We start from the raw sequence: 17,130 nt of genomic DNA, 5'->3' as shown, positions 1-17,130 counted from the left end.
AGGATTAAAAGCCAAACTTGACAGCTGCCAATATCGTCTTGACCATTTATCACTTTATGCACCTGTTGATGGACGCATTGATGATTTAAGTATCCACACTTTGGGTGGCTTTGTAGAAGCGGGGAAATATATGTGGTTCATCAATTTTGTTGCACCTCATAGTCATGCAGCTCGTATTGTACGCGATATGCAGCGACATGTATTTCCTGATCAGAAGTACTGGTATGCTGTACGACGTAATGAAGATGGCGGGATACGAAAAATCACCCGCTGGTGTTGCTATAGAGAACAAAGTCCATCCAAATAGTTATTATAAAAACAAGTGAGCATAAATCATTTATGCCCCCTCTTATAGAAAAGAAGCTTTTAAAAGAGTTCTTTGAGCGATAGCTATAGTAAAAGAAAAACTTACCATATTTAGAGCTAACCCGCTACAAATAGGTATTTTTCAGCTTACCAGATCTGCTATGAATAGCAACAGATGGTTAAGGGGGAATCCACTCTCAAGCTAAACTTTGAAACTAATTTCATTAAACATTGGCTGGGGTACCTGGATTCGAACCAGGGAATGCCGGTACCAAAAACCGGTGCCTTACCGCTTGGCTATACCCCAAAAGAAAAATACGCTTACAAATATTTTTGCACCTTATAGCGATTCCTGTAAGAGTGTGCAATATCTGAAAATCAAAGCTTTTACTTTTTTATCATAAAGTTTTGAAATCTTATTTGTTGTTAATGCAACAGTTATAACAAACCCCACACTCACTGTTGATTTTAGCACAAAGAATAGCTCTTAATCCATCAGTTATTTTGCATTTCTCGTATTTTGCTATTTTATTTAGTTTTTATGGCTGAGGTAATGCTAATTCTGTACTTCACTGAGGTATTTATGAATCACCATGAAGTGATATGTTGTCTCGATGCCCCCAAATCTAAACTGTTTAATAAGAGAGGAAAACAGAATAGTTTTGTATGTTGATGCTTTTTGTCTTCTTAATCACATTCTCGATTTTTGGTCCTTCAATATACAATAATTTCCTTCTGCTCACTGAATATTACACTCATAATGCATGATAAATATAATGAGCTGATTATGGACAAGCTTATTAAGGCATCAATAGTTGCAAACTGAAAAATATCATTCAACTTATAAAAATTTCTAAAGTCTGAATCAAAACACAAACTCTCTGCAAAAAATAATCGCAAGCGTTTCTATTAGACTCACTGTGATAGAAATACTCATACACTTTATAAAGAGAATAAAATAAAGAGAATAAAAAAAAATTACAAATATTGAAGACATTTTATATTGTACTGAGAGGAAGGTTTTAGATAACAAAATAAGGTCTTATAACTATCTCAATTCATCTTTACGATCCTTAATGAAGTGATATATCACTATTAAAAATGATAATTGGTTTTTTATGAATTCACCGATGGAAAAAACCTTCAAAAGTCGTATATAAATTAATGCTATTTTGCTTACTCAAGTACATACACCCAGAAACACATTTATGAAGGAATAATCATCAAAATTTTAATACAAATAGATATTCAATATTTGCTTTTAGATTGTGTAAATGGCAAATTAGGTTTGTGGAGTGAGCTTAACAATTAGAATCAAGGAGACTTTTAAATGGCTTTTGAATTGGCCCCATTGCCTTATGACTATGATGCCCTTTCGCCTTATATGTCACGCGAAACGCTTGAATATCATCGTGATAAGCATCACCTTGCTTATCTTACCAATACCAATAATTTTGTGAAAGAGTTAGGCCTAGAAAATGAAAGCCTTGAAGATATCGTCAAAAAAAGTTTTGGAAAAAATATTGGATTATTTAATAACGCAGCACAATATTACAATCATAACCATTTTTGGCTTTGGATGAAAAAAGGTGGTGGTGGTCAAAAAATTCCTGAAAAATTAGCAAAAGCTATTGATGCTGATTTAGGTGGTTATAATAAATTCCGCACTGATTTTATTGCTGCTGGCGTTGCCCAATTTGGTTCTGGGTGGACATGGGTTGCTGTTAAAAATGGTAAACTTGAAATTATGAAAACACCTAATGGTGAAAATCCTTTAATTCATAATGCTCAACCTATTCTAGGTGTCGATGTGTGGGAGCATTCCTACTACATTGACTATCGCAATGCACGCCCCAAATATCTTGAAGCTTTTGTCGATAATCTCATTAATTGGGATTATGTTTTAAAACTTTATGAAGATTGTGAATTTTAAAACTAGTCTTCCATTTTTATTAAAAGCTCCATAATTTTTGGATTATGGAGCTTTTTAAAAAGATCAAAGTGTTTCAATTAACCGTCATTTTTTCCACTATTTTTAAGATATATGCATAGATATATGCAATTTCTTCTAGCTTTGAAAAACGCCCAGCTGCTCCTGCATGACCTGAATCCATATTAATGCGTAATAAAATCGCGTTATCGTCTGTTTTTAAATCTCGTAATTTTGCCACCCATTTCGCAGGCTCCCAATAGGTTACACGAGGATCTGTTAATCCCGCGATTGCGAGTATAGGAGGGTATTTTTGAGCTTTAACATTATCGTAAGGGGAATAAGAAGCAATAAGGTTATAATCCTCTTCTGATTCAAGAGGATTGCCCCATTCGGGCCATTCGGGAGGCGTTAGTGGCAATGAAGCATCTAACATGGTTGTTAAAACATCAACAAAGGGTACACTCGCTACAATTCCAGCAAAATCCTGTGGAGCTATATTGGCAATAGCCCCCATCAACATCCCTCCTGCTGAACCACCATGAGCAATGAGGCGGTCGTGAGAAGTGAATTTATTATTTACAAGATAACGTCCACAAGCAATAAAATCTGTAAATGTGTTGTATTTAAAGGAATGTTTTCCTTTCTCATACCATTCAACTCCCTTTTCTTTTCCCCCACGAATATGGGCAATAGCATAAATAAAACCTCTGTTAACCAAGGAAAGTATATTGCTATTAAAACTGGCTGGAATAGAAATTCCATAGGCACCATAACCGTAAAGTAGACAGGGTGCACTACCATTAAGAACAGTGGTTTTGTGATATAAAAGAGAAATAGGGATTTTCTCGCCATCATCTGCTATTGCTGTAATACGTCGTGTTACATACTCATCTTTATTATGCCCAGAGGGAATTATTTGTGTTTTTAAAAGCACTTGTTTGCGACTTTTCATCTCATAATCAAATACTTGATCAGGTGTTGTCATGGACGAATAAGAAAAGCGAATGGTTTGACTGTTATATTCTGCAGCACCTTGTAGACCTAAAGAATAAGCTTCTTCAGTAAAAGCAATGGAATGGATTTGTTTCGTGGTACGCTCCATTACTTTTATACGAGGGAGTCCTTCAAAACGTTCGAGCCAGATAAGAAAATCCTGATAAGCGTCATGGGATAATATGAGACACCCAAGCTGGTGTGGAACAAGCTCAGACCAATTTTCTGATTGTGGAGATGTAGTTGGTGCTACCATAATTTTGAAATCTTTTGCGTCATCTTGGTTGGTCAAAATATAAAACACATCACCACCTTCTGTCAGTGAATATTCTACACCTTTTTGTCGTTTCCTTACACATTGAGGAGCAGTAAGAGGTGCGGCAGCGGGGATCAACCAAACCTCTGACGTTTCATGATCATGAATATTAATATAAATAACATCATTAAGCTTAGAACCATTTACGTGTAAAAAAAATCCTGGATTATCTTCACGGAAAATGAGTTTATCTTGCGATTGGTCGGTGTTTAATCGGTGATAATAGAGCTCCGAAGGTCGATGGTTTTCATCCATCTTCGTGTAGAAAAAACCTTCAGATTTAGCATCCCATACAATCTGTCCGGATGTATCAGTAATTATATCCATATGGTCAGATAATGTTTCAAAATGACGAATTTTAGCTGTGTAGAATTCTGATCCTTTGTCATCATAAGTCCATACAACATGTCTATGATCAGGAGATTCTTGAACGGAACCAAAGTGAAAATATTCTTTACCTTCAGCCAAACTATCGCCATTGAGATAAATATTTTTTTCTCCGCCATTCCTTGGTATACGAAAATAATGTGGTTGTTGTCCTCCAGTAACATAAGAGAATCCATAAGCAAAAGGCCCATTTTTTATAGGAACTGAACTATCATTCTCTTGAATACGATTTTTCATTTCAGTAAAAAGTAAATCTTGTAATGGCTTCGTATCAGACATTTGAGCAGTCTGATAAGTGTTTTCCTTTTCAAGATGAAGTCGAATATTTGCATCAAGACAGTTAGGGTTTTTAAAAACATCTTGCCAATTAGATGCACGTAACCAATGATAGGGATCATCACGACAAATACCGTGATGCATTTCTTTATAAATAATTTTGGATGCCTTGGGAGGAAATACAAAAGAGCCAGTCATATATAATCCTATGTTAAAAGATATTGAGGATTTCATCTATATGTTAGAATCATATTATTTATGCAAGTGTGTACTTGCATAACTTCCGCTTATAGCTGCAACAATTTCTACCATTACATAATATATTCCGTTATTATATGTCACCAAGATCCCTTCTATGAAGAGCATGACACTTTTACAGAAATTTAAAAACTAAAGAAAATAAGGCTATTTAGTAGCAGAATTGAATTTTTCTTTAAATAATGAAACTGGCTTTAAGATATATAAAATATTAGTATTATAACCTAAAAAGAAAAAGATCTTTCTATATTATGCTAACATGTGATTCCTTATTGTCCTTATCGTATTTTTAAATTTCAAAAATTGTTTAAGTTACTTTTTATATTCAAATAAGAATGCTTATGAAAAATAATTATAATTCTATAAAATAAATAATAATTTACATAGTTATAATTTAAAAATACTAAAGTAAAGTTATATTTTAGTATTTTTATTTATTTTCTCTCTATGAAATACATAACTTTGTGTTATATTATTTATATTTTTATGATATATTCTATTTTATACGTAAAATTTTATAGAATAAGTCTATATTATAACAGGTGAATTATGGTCTCTTCTCATTGAAGATTATGACTAAAAAGAGGTGTTTATTTGATTTTTTTGTGTTTTAGCAATTTTATAGAATAATTGAATTGACAAAAAAGATTTTTGTACAATATGAAGCCTGTGTGCATGAGATCTCTATATCATGAGTATATGTGCTGTATCTCGGTTTTTAATTACTCGATAAATTAAAGGAAACAAGAATGGAACATCGTCCAGTCTTAGAGACTGAAAGCAATTTAGTTATTACATTGGTTGCTGATATTGTTGCTGCCTACGTAAGTAATAATTCTATTCGACCGACTGAAGTGCCAAGTTTGATTGCTGATGTTCATGCCGCTTTTCGTAAAGCGGGGAATGCAGATCTCATAGAAGCTGAAGTTGAAAAGCAAAGACCTGCAGTTAACCCAAAACGTTCGATTTTTCCAGATTATCTCATCTGTCTTGAGGATGGGAAAAAGTTTAAATCTTTAAAGCGTCACCTCATGACACATTATGGGATGTTACCAGAAGAATATCGTGAAAAGTGGCAGTTGGACAGTTCTTATCCTATGGTGGCACCTAATTATGCAAAAGCACGCTCAGCTTTAGCAAAAGAAATGGGACTTGGGCGCAAAAGTAAACGGAAAAAAAACAAGTGAGGGTACTTTACAAAGAAGTGGATGCCTCTGGTATAGAAAAGTGTTTTTATCAGATGTTTTCTTGTGAAAATTTTTGCGTGGTTTTGCTACGAGATGCCTTTTTATATATAACTTTCATTACGAATTCGTTCAATCATCGATTTAAGTCCATTTGACCGTTGTGGTGTAAGATTTTCATTTAAACCAAGTGTTGCAAAGAGTCCTTCAGCATCAGCCTCGCGAATTTCCGAGGCTTTTTTCCCTGAATAGAAGGTAAGAAGAATATAGATAAGTCCGCGTACAATATGAGCATCAGAATCACCTTGAAACGTTATTATTGGATTTTCTAAATTATTACGTGAAGATAAAAGCCATACTTGGCTTACACAACCAGGCACTTTATGCGCATCGTTTCGGGCACTTTCCGGAAAAGGCGGTAATTCGTGGCCAAGTTCAATCACATAACGATAACGATCTTCCCAATTATCCAAGAGAGAAAAGTTTTCTATAATATCATCGATCGTGTCTGTCATAATCTCAGTCCTATTTTGTCTTGATGATCATATTGAATGCAATTGCTTGATAGATATGCTCAAAAGTACTTATTCTTCTTAGCATAACAGCAAGGGTAAAGATTGAAAATTTGTATTTCAAGGGAGTACTTGGAGGTTTTGTTTTTGCGGGGGCGACCATCTTTCTGTCTTAGGAGTAACATCTGAGGGAGCTATTTTATTCTTGTTATCCAGTATCCCCCCTAAATATTCGTAAGTTGCTCTCGCACCATAATAGGCGCGTTCACCAAGTGAACTTAAAAACGACTTTCCAACTTTGCAAGCTTCTATATTACGATCACAGAATTTTCTTAAATCCTTAAAAGCTTCCTTAAAAGCAATAACTACATCACTTGTTGTTGTCTCACTATTTTTTTGCGTAGAGGAATGATTATTGCTCGGCTTTGCTACAAAAAATGAAATGATGACAAAAACAACAAACAAAAATAATAACAATTTTATCAAAAAACGTATCATAGGCAACCAATGTACCGTAACTGTAAATGAAATAGCAGTCTATATTCTTCTTCTTTATAAAAAATTTATAAAATAAGCATTTTACGAAACCGAACATTTGTTGAGAAAATTTACATGCTTCATGATGCGGATGTACAAAAATTAAGAAGCATTCTCTTTTTATGTAAAAATTAACGTCAAAATTGCACAATCAAAAAAAGCGTTGAAAATAGAGATTTTACACTTCCATGATATATAATGAAGACAAATGCAGCAGAAAAACTATGTTGTGATAACCAGATAATAGATGAGAGATACGATACTGTACAAAATATGTTGCCATTTTTTGTTTTATAAGAAAGTGCCGTTATCAAATTATAAAGATTAAGATGCTAGCTTATTCTCTTACAGATATTTTTAAAATTACTTTCGTTAAAATCTATAAAATTTATGAAATGTTTATAGAGAGAATTTAGACTCAAACATATATAAAGTTGGGAAATTATGTGCATAACACCACTCAAATATACCCTTCCTGTACATATGAAATATTTGGAAAGGATACACACTGCTATGAGCTCTATAGGGTGATAAGAAAATGTGTTTTTATTCGATTTCAATGTTGCCCCATATCAATAATATTGCACAAGAAAAATGCGGAAATGACGGAGCAACTTTTCGTTTGATACACGATGTAATGATATGATTTATGAGTATAAAAAGTAGCATCGCTTAAGTAGCAGTCCTTTTTATGCGTACTAAAAATGCTAGAGAATATAAACTTTAAGAAAATTGGATGAGGGCTACAGTTAATTTGTCAGCTTGTACATTTAAAGGATAATTTTACTCATTTTTAATAATTTGTAAGGAAGAAACAACGATAGAAATGTAATCTCCTCTCATAACATGAGAATAACTTACATTTGTTTCTCTGTAGGAAACAATCACAATTGGAATAAAAATAAAAATAATGACAAAAAAACGAAAGACGCACAGAACAAAAAATGTGAAAAAGCGTAAACACTATAGTAGTATTGTTATAACCCTTTTTCTTATGAGCGGTCGTTTTCTTTTTTGGATAGCAAAAACATTTTATTTTTATACACGAAAAAATACTTTGTTCTTCATTGGAGCTTGTCTTTTTACCATTAGTTTTGGCTTTGTTTCACTTAATGCTTTATTTTTGCAAATGGCAATGCATCAGGATATCTTCACTAAAATGAAATTCACCCATGCTCAACAGATAGAGAAAAACTCTACTTTGTCTGAAAAAGAAACAAAATTTCATGCAGGTTCTCATGTTCCTTCTATAATGTCTCCAAACTATCTCCGCCAAAATTCATCTTCGTATTCTACGTCAGAAAACATACTAAAAATACAAAATAAGTTAGTCAAACTAGGACTTTATGATGGTCCTTTAGATGGACTAGAAGGTCCTAAAACACGTCGTGCCATAGCATTATGGCAACAACAATCGGCTCAGAAACTGCCAAGTAATCTTTTATCCAACTCTACCACAGATGAAATTGCGATATTAATTCAACAAAGCGAAATGGAAATGGCCAATGAAACAAAAAATATGCTGCACTCAAAAAAAACTGTTTTAGAGCCTCTTGTGGAAGATATTATACAAGTGCAAAAAGCTTTACGTATTTTCGGTAACAGAGAAGTTGTTGCCACAGGTATAGAAGATCAAAAAACGAGAGAAGCCTTAAAACAATTTCAAAAAATGTTTGATCTTCCTATAACAGGGAAAATTGATCAAGTTGTTTTGATAAAAATGCGCGAAGTTGGTTTGTTGCATTGAAGGTAAACACTATCTTGTAAAGCAAATACTAAAAATATGGGATACTGTATTATTTTACCCTATACCTGCTCTCATAATTCTATCAAAGGCATGTTTTTCTTTCTCTCATACTAAAACTCGTAATGTATCTTAGAGTTTTCCCCTTCTTAGATAAGAGAATGCAGAGTAGGTACAATTTATTCTCCATGTATAAGTTAACGTATTGATTTATAAAGATAAATAATCGTTTTAAATCTGCACGAGCATGCCTCATACAGTAGAATTCTCTGACCATCCCTTTTTATTATAAATAGCAAAAAGCACCTGCTTGCAGGTTACAAGAGGGATGAACCTATCCATAAAAATATTGAGGAAAGCAGTAAATATCCTCTTATGAATCATGCAAATGCAAGAAGAACTATCACATAATGAAATAACTCAAAATTTTTACATCTTTTTTGCAATCGCCGCTTGCGCTGCTGCTAAACGCGCAATTGGTACTCGGAAAGGAGAACATGATACATAATCCAGAGCATTCTCTTCGCATAAAGCAATGGAAGCAGGATCACCTCCGTGTTCACCGCAAATTCCCAATTTTATTTTTGCACGCTGTAAACGACCACGCTGTACAGCAGTAGCAATAAGCTCCCCTACTCCATCACGATCAATGGATACAAAAGGATCTTGTTCTAAAAGTCCTTTTTGAAAATACGTTGCCAAAAAAGGAGCAGCATCATCACGTGAAATTCCAAAAGTAGTTTGTGTCAAATCATTTGTTCCAAATGAAAAAAACTCCGCAGTTTCTGCAATTTCACCTGCTCGAAGAGCAGCCCTTGGAAGCTCAATCATCGTTCCAACCATATATTGAATATTGCTTCCCTTTTCCTTCATCACTTCATCAGCTACCTGATCAATACGCGCTTTTACAAAATCAAGCTCAGCTTTAAGCGCAACAAGCGGCACCATAATTTCAAGTATAACAGGAGATCCAGACTTTTGAGCAGCTTCTGCTGCTGCTTCAAAAATAGCTCGTGCCTGCATTTGTGCAATTTCTGGATAAGTAATAGCTAAACGGCATCCTCGTAATCCAAGCATAGGATTAAATTCATGCAACTGCTGTGCACGTTCAGAAAGTACGTCAGCAGAAACACCCATAGCCGTGGCAACTTCAAGAATTTCTGCATCGGTTTTTGGTAAGAATTCATGCAATGGTGGATCCAGCAAGCGAATAGTAACAGGCAACCCAGACATAATTTCAAACAATTCACTAAAGTCTGAACGCTGCATAGGTAAAAGTTTATCTAATGCTTTACGACGTCCGCTTTCATCATTACTTAAAATCATTTCACGCATGGCAACAATACGTTCACCAGAAAAAAACATATGTTCTGTACGGCAAAGTCCAATACCTTCAGCTCCAAAAGAACGCGCCATACGCGCATCAGACGGTGTTTCAGCATTGGCACGAACCCTTATACGTCGCATTCCATCAGCCCACTCCATCAATTTTGCAAAATCTCCACAAAGCTCAGGTTGCAGCATTGCAACCTTGCCTTTAAAAATTTCTCCACTTCCACCATCAATGGTAATGATATCACCCTTTTTAAAACTTTGTCCTGAAGCAAACATTGTGTTTGTATTATAATCAATTCGCACACTACCAGCACCAGCAATACACGGCTTTCCCATACCACGCGCAACAACAGCAGCATGGCTTGTCATACCGCCGCGCGTCGTTAAAATCCCTTCTGCTGCATGCATACCATGAATATCTTCTGGACTTGTTTCTACACGTACCAAAATAACTTTGCGGCCTTCTGCAGACAGATTTTCTGCCTCTTCTGAAGTAAAAACAATTTCACCCGTTGCCGCTCCTGGAGAAGCAGGTAAACCACGTGCGATGATAAAACGTTCTGCCTTAGGATCAAGTGTTGGATGGAGAAGTTGATCAAGCGATTTTGCTTCAATGCGCCTTACCGCCTCTTCACGGCTTATCAACCCCTCTTCAACCATTTCAATCGCCATCTTTAAAGCCGCACGAGCTGTTCGTTTTCCTGAACGCGTCTGCAACATCCATAATTTACCTTTTTCAATGGTAAATTCGAGGTCTTGCATGTCCTGATAATGCTGCTCCAGCTTTTGTGCAATCTGACATAGCTTCAAAAAAGCCTCTGGCATAATCTTTTCCAAAGATAGCTTATTTGAACCAGCAACAATACGCGCATTTTCTGTGATATTTTGGGGAGTCCGAATACCCGCTACCACATCTTCACCCTGTGCATCTACAAGAAATTCACCATAAAGTTCTTTTTGCCCTGTTGATGGATTGCGTGTAAAAGCAACACCTGTTGCGGAATCTTCCCCCATATTACCAAAAACCATCGCTTGCACATTAACTGCCGTGCCCCAACTTTCAGGAATATTATGTAAACGGCGGTAAGTCACTGCACGTGTTGTCATCCAACTTGAAAAAACTGCTCCAATCGCCCCCCACAACTGTTGTTCAGGATCTTGCGGAAAAGGTTTCCCTAACTGTTCTTCCACATATGCCTTATAAGAAAGAATAACATCCTTCCAATCATCCGCTGTCATTTCTGTATCAACAGTATAACCATTACACGCTTTTGACTCATCAAGTATCTCTTCAAAATACGAATGCTCTAACCCTAAAACAACATTAGAATACATTTGAATAAAACGACGATAACTATCATAAGCAAAACGTTCGTTCTTCGTTTGTAAAGCAATTGCTTTTACAGTCGCATCATTCATGCCAAGGTTTAGCACTGTATCCATCATTCCTGGCATTGAAGCCCTAGCCCCTGAGCGCACAGAGAGTAAAAGAGGCTTTTTTTCATTACCAAATTCACGTTCTGTTAGTTCACCAACACGTCTTAATGCTTGCTGCACCACTTGCTGCAATTCTTCCGGATATGATTTGTTATTTGCATAATAAAAATTACAAACTTCCGTTGTAAGAGTAAATCCAGGAGGTACAGGCAAACCAAGATTACTCATTTCTGCCAAATTAGCCCCTTTGCCACCAAGAAGATTGCGTTCGCTCGCATTTCCTTCTGCACTGCCATCCCCAAAACTATAAACCCATTTTGCCATCCCACGAGTCCCTCTTATATCAGCATAAAAACACCATGTGCCCCAAATTCACCATTAAAAGCAATGATTCGATTCATCATGAGCCCAACCAAAGCAAATATCGCTTTATCAATGCACAAAACTAATTCTTTCAAAAGGGCAATGACAATAACTACTCATACCCTTCTTCACGTGGAGAAAATTTAGTTTTTAAGAAAACTATCAATTATCGAAGAAAACTCTTCTACCGACATGATACCTTCATACTTATTCCCATTGATAAAAAAAGTAGGGGTTGCTGTAACACCAAGCTCTTTACCACGCTCATAAGATGCATTCACTTCATCTAAAATAGTCTGATTTTTTAGACAAGAAGTAAAACTCTCATCTGTAAAACCTGCCATGAGGCTAATGGCCTTTAATGGTGTTAGAGCATCTTTTACCCAAACCCACTCCTCTTGTTTTTGAAATAAAACTTCTATCAAAGGAAAATAGCGATCTTCTGGTACACATCGCGCCAACATAAAGCCTGCTGTTGCTCGGGGATCAAAAGCATATTCTCGAAAAATAAGTTTTACTTTTCCTGTTTTTATATATTTTTTACGAATTTCTGGAAGTACATCATTATAAAAATGTGCACAATGAACACAAGTCAACGAGGCATATTCAACAATTGTTACTGGGGCATCTCCCTCTCCCTCAAACCGATCCTTCACTTTTCTCGATTGAAGGACTTCAGCCATATCAACAGTTGAAACGAGTTTAGCACCACTCGCTAACGTGATCGTTGCACTGGTTTGTACAGTTATCGTTAAGAAAAAAATTATCCAGAAAGACAAAAAAGAACGATAGGCTATCATAAATAATACTTTTCTGTTGTTATTAAACGAATAAGAATCCAATACTCTCTCGTATATTAAAAGAAAATATATAAAATGTCTTATTATTTATTTTTTTTCTGCGAAAATGCAACAGCCAAGTTTATAAAGCGATTGACGTAAACTCTCATTTTCAACTTTCTCAAGCATTTTGGCTATATGTTTTTTGTCCTTTTCATTCAGATTTGATTTCAAAGTTAAATGATTTGCTAGAACAGATACAGATCTTTGCTCAATCTTGATATGATCAATAGCAATATAGCCAAAAAAAACATTAATTCTATGGAGCAATTCATTTGTTTCGTGCATTAATTTTAATGCTGCAAATCCTTCACATGCTATAATAAGTGTTGCTGGTTGAAAAACTTCATCTTGAACCGCATGACATTTCCAAATAATTTTAAGCGGCATTGTATGTTCACTCATATCATAACCTACAATCTGTGGCCAATGCTCTATCAGCGCAACATTCAACCCTGTCCGTTTACGTAAAACCGGATCAAGCATTTTGGATACCGTCTCAGAAAGAGAATAAAAATGGCGTTTTTTAAATTGTTTGCTCATTTCCCTAGATTACATATTCAGCAATGTACTCAATTACAAAAAATTCTTTTATCTCAAAACTATTTCCCAAAACATTTCATCCAATATTTAAAAATTCCAATTCTCACCTAACCAAAATTTCTACAACTAAAGAAGCAAAATGGAATATGAATTGCAAAAAACATGCTTTTTTCTTTTGCATTTTATATCTCCCTGTGGTTGAAAACAATCATGCATGAGATTTCTTTGCACCTTCTCTCTTGGTACGATAAAAAGCACCGGCATTTGCCATGGCGTATTACCCCTACGCAACAAACTCAAGGTATTCGCCCTGATCCTTATCGCGTTTGGCTTTCTGAAATTATGCTTCAACAAACAACTGTTGAAGCTGTAAAACCTTATTTTCAAAAATTTGTGAAACTTTGGCCTAACCTTTCTTCTTTGGCGAAAGCCTCACAAGATGATATCATGAAGGCATGGGCTGGACTTGGATATTACTCACGCGCACGAAATCTTAGCAATTGCGCTAAGCAGCTTGTGGAAAACTATGGAGGACAATTTCCACAATCTATAAAAGCATTGCGTACTCTATCAGGTATTGGAGACTATACTGCCGCAGCCATTGCTGCAATTGCTTTTAATCATCCCGTAGCAGTGGTTGATAGTAATGTCGAGCGCGTGGTAACCCGCCTTTTTGCTATTGCTTCACTATTGCCAAAAGCAAAAGCTGAAATCAAAGAAAAAACACAAGAAATTACTGCTTTAAAGCGCCCTGGTGACTTTGCTCAAGCAATGATGGATCTGGGAGCAACCATTTGTACACCACGTAAACCGTCTTGTTGCCTCTGCCCTCTTCACACTTTTTGCCAAGCAGCAAAAATGCAAAGAACTGAAGCTTTTCCAGTTAAAGAGCCTAAAAAAGAGCGCCCTTCAAAAACTGGCGCTGCTTTTGTTGTTCTTAATGAAAATAGACAAATATATCTGGAAAAACGACAAGGCAAAAAACTCCTTGGTGGAATGACACAAATTCCTAATAATATTGGAAAAAACAACGAAAATGGTCTGCAAAATGCCCCCTTCACCGCCAACTGGCAATTTAAAGGACAAATTACACATGTCTTTACCCACTTTTCTCTGAAACTCGATGTTTATTATACTCATAGTGTCCACAAAATGAACCGTGAAAATGGCTGGTGGTGCGATATCCAAAATCTTGCCGAAGAAGCACTTCCTACTGTTATGAAAAAAGCCATTTCCGTAGCGATTCCCCATTCCTTTAGATTAAAATAATTCCATCACGCGTAAAAACGAACTTTTCAATTCAATACGTCGTGTTTTGTTTTATAAAAATCATTGATTTATAATGATAATCTGTCATTTTGTTCCTTGAATGAGAACCTCAAATATAGTGAACATTTCTCATTTCAAATTATCATGTAGCCTTGCTCGCGTTCAGTATCTACAGAGTCACGTTTCAGAAGTTTAGCAATAACACCTGTTATTTTTGAACTGCAAACGGGGTCAAGAATAATATCATCCGCCTACTAGAAAAATTTAAAAAACACTTGCTTGTACATCACAAACAGGATGAATATATGCATAACAAAAACGATACGTCTCTTTACAAATCATCTCAATATAAAAGCGTAACATTTTAGAGCTTAATCAATATAATAAAAATTGCCTGCTCGGTTTATAAAACACCTGTTTTCAACATCTGTGAACGTATGATCATTCTTAAATTATCGATAGGTTTCAACCGTCCGTTTTCCTCATAATACCAAAATGTCCAACCGTTACAGCTTTGCGAATCTTGAGCCTTTCTGCCCATTGCATGAATAGAACCAGCTTCACCACCATGCATGATCGTGCCATCAGCTCTTACAATAGCAGATACTTGCTTCTTGCGATCATAAAGCACTTCTCCAGGATAGAGTAAACCTGCTTCAAGCAAACTGTTAAATGCTACACGCGGTTCTGCTTTTTTTCTGTCCAAAATTGCCAATTCTGGTTTGTCTAAAGGTGTGATCGCTGCAATCCTTTCACACGCCGCATCAATATAGTCCTGCTCACGTTCAATACCCACAAAATCACGTCCCAAAAGTTTGGCTACAGCACCTGTTGTCCCCGAACCGAAAAACGGGTCAAGAATGACATCACCAGGCTTACTAGAAGCCATAATAATACGGGCTAATAACGCTTGTGGTTTTTGTGTTGGATGCAATTTACGCCCTGCCTGATCTTTTAAACGTTCAGCTCCTGTACAGAGAGGGAAAAGCCAATCTGAACGCATTTGTAGATCTTCATTGGCGGCTTTTAAAGCATCATAATTAAATGTGTATTTTTTATCCTTTTGATCTCGAACAGCCCAAATCAGCGTCTCATGAGCATTTTGAAAACGACGTCCCCGAAAATTAGGCATGGGATTATTTTTGCGCCAAATGATATCATTAAGCACCCAAAAACCTAAATCCTGTAATGCCGTACCAACCCGAAAAATATTATGGTAAGATCCTATAACCCAAAGCGTCCCATTGGGTTTTAATACACGACGACAAGCAAGCAACCATGCACGCGTAAAAGCATCATAAGCAGCAAAACTTTCAAACTGATCCCATGCATCATCAACTGCATCAACGAGTGAATGATCCGGACGATAGAGCACACCATCCAATTGCAAATTATAGGGAGGATCCGCAAAAATCATATCAACTGAGTGTTTTGGAAGTTTTTCTAGTACTGCAACACAATCTCCTTTGAAAATTTTATTGCGCCATGGCATCTGTGAGGGTGTACGAATGAAATCTTTTTGAAGATGAATAACTGTCATGAAAAACCCAACAAAATGAACTGAATTTACCCTATAATCAATCAAAATGGTTTATAGGCCCGCATTATCAGTGTATATTTACAAAATAGAGTAAACGTATCGTTAAACTTCTAAAAAATTGATACGCATTTTTGTTTTTTGAAGAACAGTAAAGAAATTTCTCATTGACAAGTCCCTCTTTTCTTCCCTTCAATGCACGACTCCCATATTTTTTCTACATGAAAGGAATAAGAATCACTTTCAAAGTATGTTTTTATGAAATAAAGTCTTCTCAATGGTATTTTCATAAAAATTCTCAAGCTATCAATTGGATGTAAAGGAAGCTCTCATGCCTCAGATAGATCTCATTATTTTTGATTGTGATGGAGTTCTCGTAGACTCTGAATATCTTGCAGCAAAAATTGGATCTCAGTTACTGAAACAAACAGGATATGAAATATCGCCTGAAGAATTGAGTAAGCGTTATGCTGGACTTATCTTTCGCGATATTCTTCAACAAATTGAACAGAAAACAGAAAAACCAATTTCTGTTCAACTCATAGATCAAATGTCAAATCTTTTTCGAGCACAAATAAAAACTGAACTCCGTGCTATCGATGGCGTAAGAGAAGCAGTAGAAATCATTAAAACTCGCTATCCCTACTGCATCTGCTCTAATGCAAAAAGTAAAGATATAAAAGAGATGCTCACTGCCGTTGATCTCTACGATCTTTTTCATGATAAAATATTTTCTGCCCCTGAAGTTGGAACAAAAAGAACAAAACCCGCCCCTGATGTTTTTCTTTTTGCCGCACAACAATTACATGCAAAGCCAGAAAACACTATTGTTATAGAAGATTCACTGCATGGCGTCCATGCTGCATCAGCAGCAGGCATGCGTATCATTGGTTTTTCAGGAGGATCACACAGTTATCTTGGCCACTCTAATGCACTCGCAGAAGCTGGTGCTGAAACAGTTATCACCCAACATATTCATTTAGGAGAAGTTTTAGAGGCAATGGCAGTATGGCAAGATCTATCATAAAACATCACGTAAACATACCTCAGTGAATAAACTCTCTCAATATAACCTTTTTATCAATATGTTTTTACCTCTGTTAAGGCATATCTACAAAAGCTAAGATATAACCCCATTGGTTAAGTCTGATAAATGGCTCGTGTGTCTCTAAATAGCTCGTATATATCCATTGTCATAATTTATGAAAACTTATCTCTACTCAATATGCATTCTGTTTATTGTGTATAAAAAATATACACTTTGCTACATATCTACAATAAAATATCATTGATAGAATTAAAAATGAAATCTTCCCTTATAATAGTATAACTAAACATAAAATTTAGATAATATAAACACA

13 protein-coding genes and 1 tRNA gene are annotated in these 17,130 nt (G+C 35.7%); 6 read left to right on the top strand and 8 right to left on the bottom strand.

Annotated features, from left to right (window positions below; all coding sequences use genetic code 11):
• Positions 1 to 307: toxin-activating lysine-acyltransferase (locus tag PVV69_RS04070; protein WP_273756556.1), on the top strand; the 307-nt coding region annotated here is incomplete at its 5' end.
• Positions 308 to 538: 231 nt separating this feature from the next.
• Here the strand turns inward: PVV69_RS04070 and PVV69_RS04065 are convergent.
• Positions 539 to 613: transfer RNA gene (locus PVV69_RS04065), tRNA-Gln, on the bottom strand.
• A 1,023-nt stretch (positions 614 to 1,636) separates the two neighbouring features.
• Between PVV69_RS04065 and PVV69_RS04060 the strand changes: the two genes are divergently transcribed.
• Positions 1,637 to 2,239 carry a superoxide dismutase gene (locus PVV69_RS04060; protein WP_273721807.1) on the top strand — a complete coding sequence of 201 codons (603 nt, stop codon included), beginning with the start codon at positions 1,637 to 1,639 and terminating at the stop codon, positions 2,237 to 2,239.
• Positions 2,240 to 2,312: 73 nt separating this feature from the next.
• Here the strand turns inward: PVV69_RS04060 and PVV69_RS04055 are convergent, their stop codons facing one another.
• Positions 2,313 to 4,409 carry a S9 family peptidase gene (locus PVV69_RS04055; RefSeq protein ID WP_273756555.1) on the bottom strand — a complete coding sequence of 699 codons (2,097 nt, stop codon included), beginning with the start codon at positions 4,407 to 4,409 and terminating at the stop codon, positions 2,313 to 2,315.
• Between the two features lie 809 nt (positions 4,410 to 5,218).
• Here PVV69_RS04055 and PVV69_RS04050 point away from each other — a divergent pair.
• Positions 5,219 to 5,656, top strand: a complete 438-nt coding sequence (locus PVV69_RS04050; protein WP_273756554.1) for a MucR family transcriptional regulator — start codon at positions 5,219 to 5,221, stop codon at positions 5,654 to 5,656.
• 101 nt (positions 5,657 to 5,757) lie between these two features.
• On the opposite strand, the gene PVV69_RS04045 is transcribed toward PVV69_RS04050, so the two are convergent.
• Both PVV69_RS04045 and PVV69_RS04040 read right to left on the bottom strand, forming a co-directional pair.
• Positions 5,758 to 6,168, bottom strand: coding sequence for a SufE family protein (locus PVV69_RS04045; RefSeq protein WP_273756553.1), 411 nt, complete (start codon positions 6,166 to 6,168; stop codon positions 5,758 to 5,760).
• A 117-nt stretch (positions 6,169 to 6,285) separates the two neighbouring features.
• On the bottom strand, positions 6,286 to 6,663 hold the full coding sequence (locus PVV69_RS04040; RefSeq protein ID WP_273756552.1) for a DUF5330 domain-containing protein: 378 nt from the start codon (positions 6,661 to 6,663) through the stop codon (positions 6,286 to 6,288).
• Between the two features lie 949 nt (positions 6,664 to 7,612).
• Between PVV69_RS04040 and PVV69_RS04035 the strand changes: the two genes are divergently transcribed.
• Complete coding sequence (locus PVV69_RS04035; protein WP_273756551.1) at positions 7,613 to 8,449, top strand: peptidoglycan-binding protein; 837 nt, start codon at positions 7,613 to 7,615, stop codon at positions 8,447 to 8,449.
• Between the two features lie 426 nt (positions 8,450 to 8,875).
• Here PVV69_RS04035 and ppdK read toward each other — a convergent pair whose 3' ends face one another.
• From ppdK to PVV69_RS04020, 3 genes are all read right to left on the bottom strand, one after another.
• Positions 8,876 to 11,542: a pyruvate, phosphate dikinase gene (gene ppdK / locus PVV69_RS04030; protein ID WP_273756550.1), complete on the bottom strand. Its 2,667-nt coding sequence runs from the start codon at positions 11,540 to 11,542 to the stop codon at positions 8,876 to 8,878.
• Positions 11,543 to 11,724: 182 nt separating this feature from the next.
• On the bottom strand, positions 11,725 to 12,381 hold the full coding sequence (locus PVV69_RS04025) for a DsbA family protein (protein WP_273756549.1): 657 nt from the start codon (positions 12,379 to 12,381) through the stop codon (positions 11,725 to 11,727).
• 87 nt (positions 12,382 to 12,468) lie between these two features.
• Entirely contained in the window at positions 12,469 to 12,963 is a 495-nt protein-coding gene (locus tag PVV69_RS04020; protein ID WP_273756548.1) for a DUF721 domain-containing protein, read from the bottom strand.
• 162 nt (positions 12,964 to 13,125) lie between these two features.
• On the opposite strand from PVV69_RS04020, the gene mutY reads away from it, so the two are divergent.
• Positions 13,126 to 14,232 carry an A/G-specific adenine glycosylase gene (gene mutY, locus PVV69_RS04015; protein WP_273756547.1) on the top strand — a complete coding sequence of 369 codons (1,107 nt, stop codon included), beginning with the start codon at positions 13,126 to 13,128 and terminating at the stop codon, positions 14,230 to 14,232.
• A gap of 403 nt (positions 14,233 to 14,635) precedes the next feature.
• On the opposite strand, the gene PVV69_RS04010 is transcribed toward mutY, so the two are convergent.
• Entirely contained in the window at positions 14,636 to 15,724 is a 1,089-nt protein-coding gene (locus tag PVV69_RS04010) for a site-specific DNA-methyltransferase (protein WP_404978367.1), read from the bottom strand.
• Between the two features lie 376 nt (positions 15,725 to 16,100).
• Here PVV69_RS04010 and PVV69_RS04005 point away from each other — a divergent pair, with 376 nt between their 5' ends.
• The gene (locus tag PVV69_RS04005; protein WP_273756545.1) at positions 16,101 to 16,796 is read left to right on the top strand and encodes an HAD family phosphatase; all 696 of its coding nucleotides are present in this window, start codon (positions 16,101 to 16,103) and stop codon (positions 16,794 to 16,796) included.
• Positions 16,797 to 17,130: the final 334 nt, after the last annotated feature.

Origin of the sequence: Bartonella sp. MM73XJBT (assembly GCF_028618465.1) — a bacterium.
Taxonomy (GTDB): domain Bacteria; phylum Pseudomonadota; class Alphaproteobacteria; order Rhizobiales; family Rhizobiaceae; genus Bartonella.
The sequence above is the reverse complement of the archived record's forward strand: the minus strand, read 5'-3'. Positions and strand labels throughout refer to the sequence as shown.

Coding starts and splice junctions, on each gene's coding strand:
- PVV69_RS04020 (WP_273756548.1), bottom strand. CDS start 12,963: ATGAGCAAACAATTTAAAAAACGCCATTTTTATTCTCTTTCTGAGACG.
- mutY (WP_273756547.1), top strand. CDS start 13,126: ATGCTTTTTTCTTTTGCATTTTATATCTCCCTGTGGTTGAAAACAATC.
- PVV69_RS04010 (WP_404978367.1), bottom strand. CDS start 15,724: ATGCCATGGCGCAATAAAATTTTCAAAGGAGATTGTGTTGCAGTACTA.
- PVV69_RS04035 (WP_273756551.1), top strand. CDS start 7,613: ATGACAAAAAAACGAAAGACGCACAGAACAAAAAATGTGAAAAAGCGT.
- PVV69_RS04045 (WP_273756553.1), bottom strand. CDS start 6,168: ATGACAGACACGATCGATGATATTATAGAAAACTTTTCTCTCTTGGAT.
- ppdK (WP_273756550.1), bottom strand. CDS start 11,542: ATGGCAAAATGGGTTTATAGTTTTGGGGATGGCAGTGCAGAAGGAAAT.
- PVV69_RS04025 (WP_273756549.1), bottom strand. CDS start 12,381: ATGATAGCCTATCGTTCTTTTTTGTCTTTCTGGATAATTTTTTTCTTA.
- PVV69_RS04055 (WP_273756555.1), bottom strand. CDS start 4,409: ATGACTGGCTCTTTTGTATTTCCTCCCAAGGCATCCAAAATTATTTAT.
- PVV69_RS04005 (WP_273756545.1), top strand. CDS start 16,101: ATGCCTCAGATAGATCTCATTATTTTTGATTGTGATGGAGTTCTCGTA.
- PVV69_RS04050 (WP_273756554.1), top strand. CDS start 5,219: ATGGAACATCGTCCAGTCTTAGAGACTGAAAGCAATTTAGTTATTACA.
- PVV69_RS04060 (WP_273721807.1), top strand. CDS start 1,637: ATGGCTTTTGAATTGGCCCCATTGCCTTATGACTATGATGCCCTTTCG.
- PVV69_RS04040 (WP_273756552.1), bottom strand. CDS start 6,663: ATGATACGTTTTTTGATAAAATTGTTATTATTTTTGTTTGTTGTTTTT.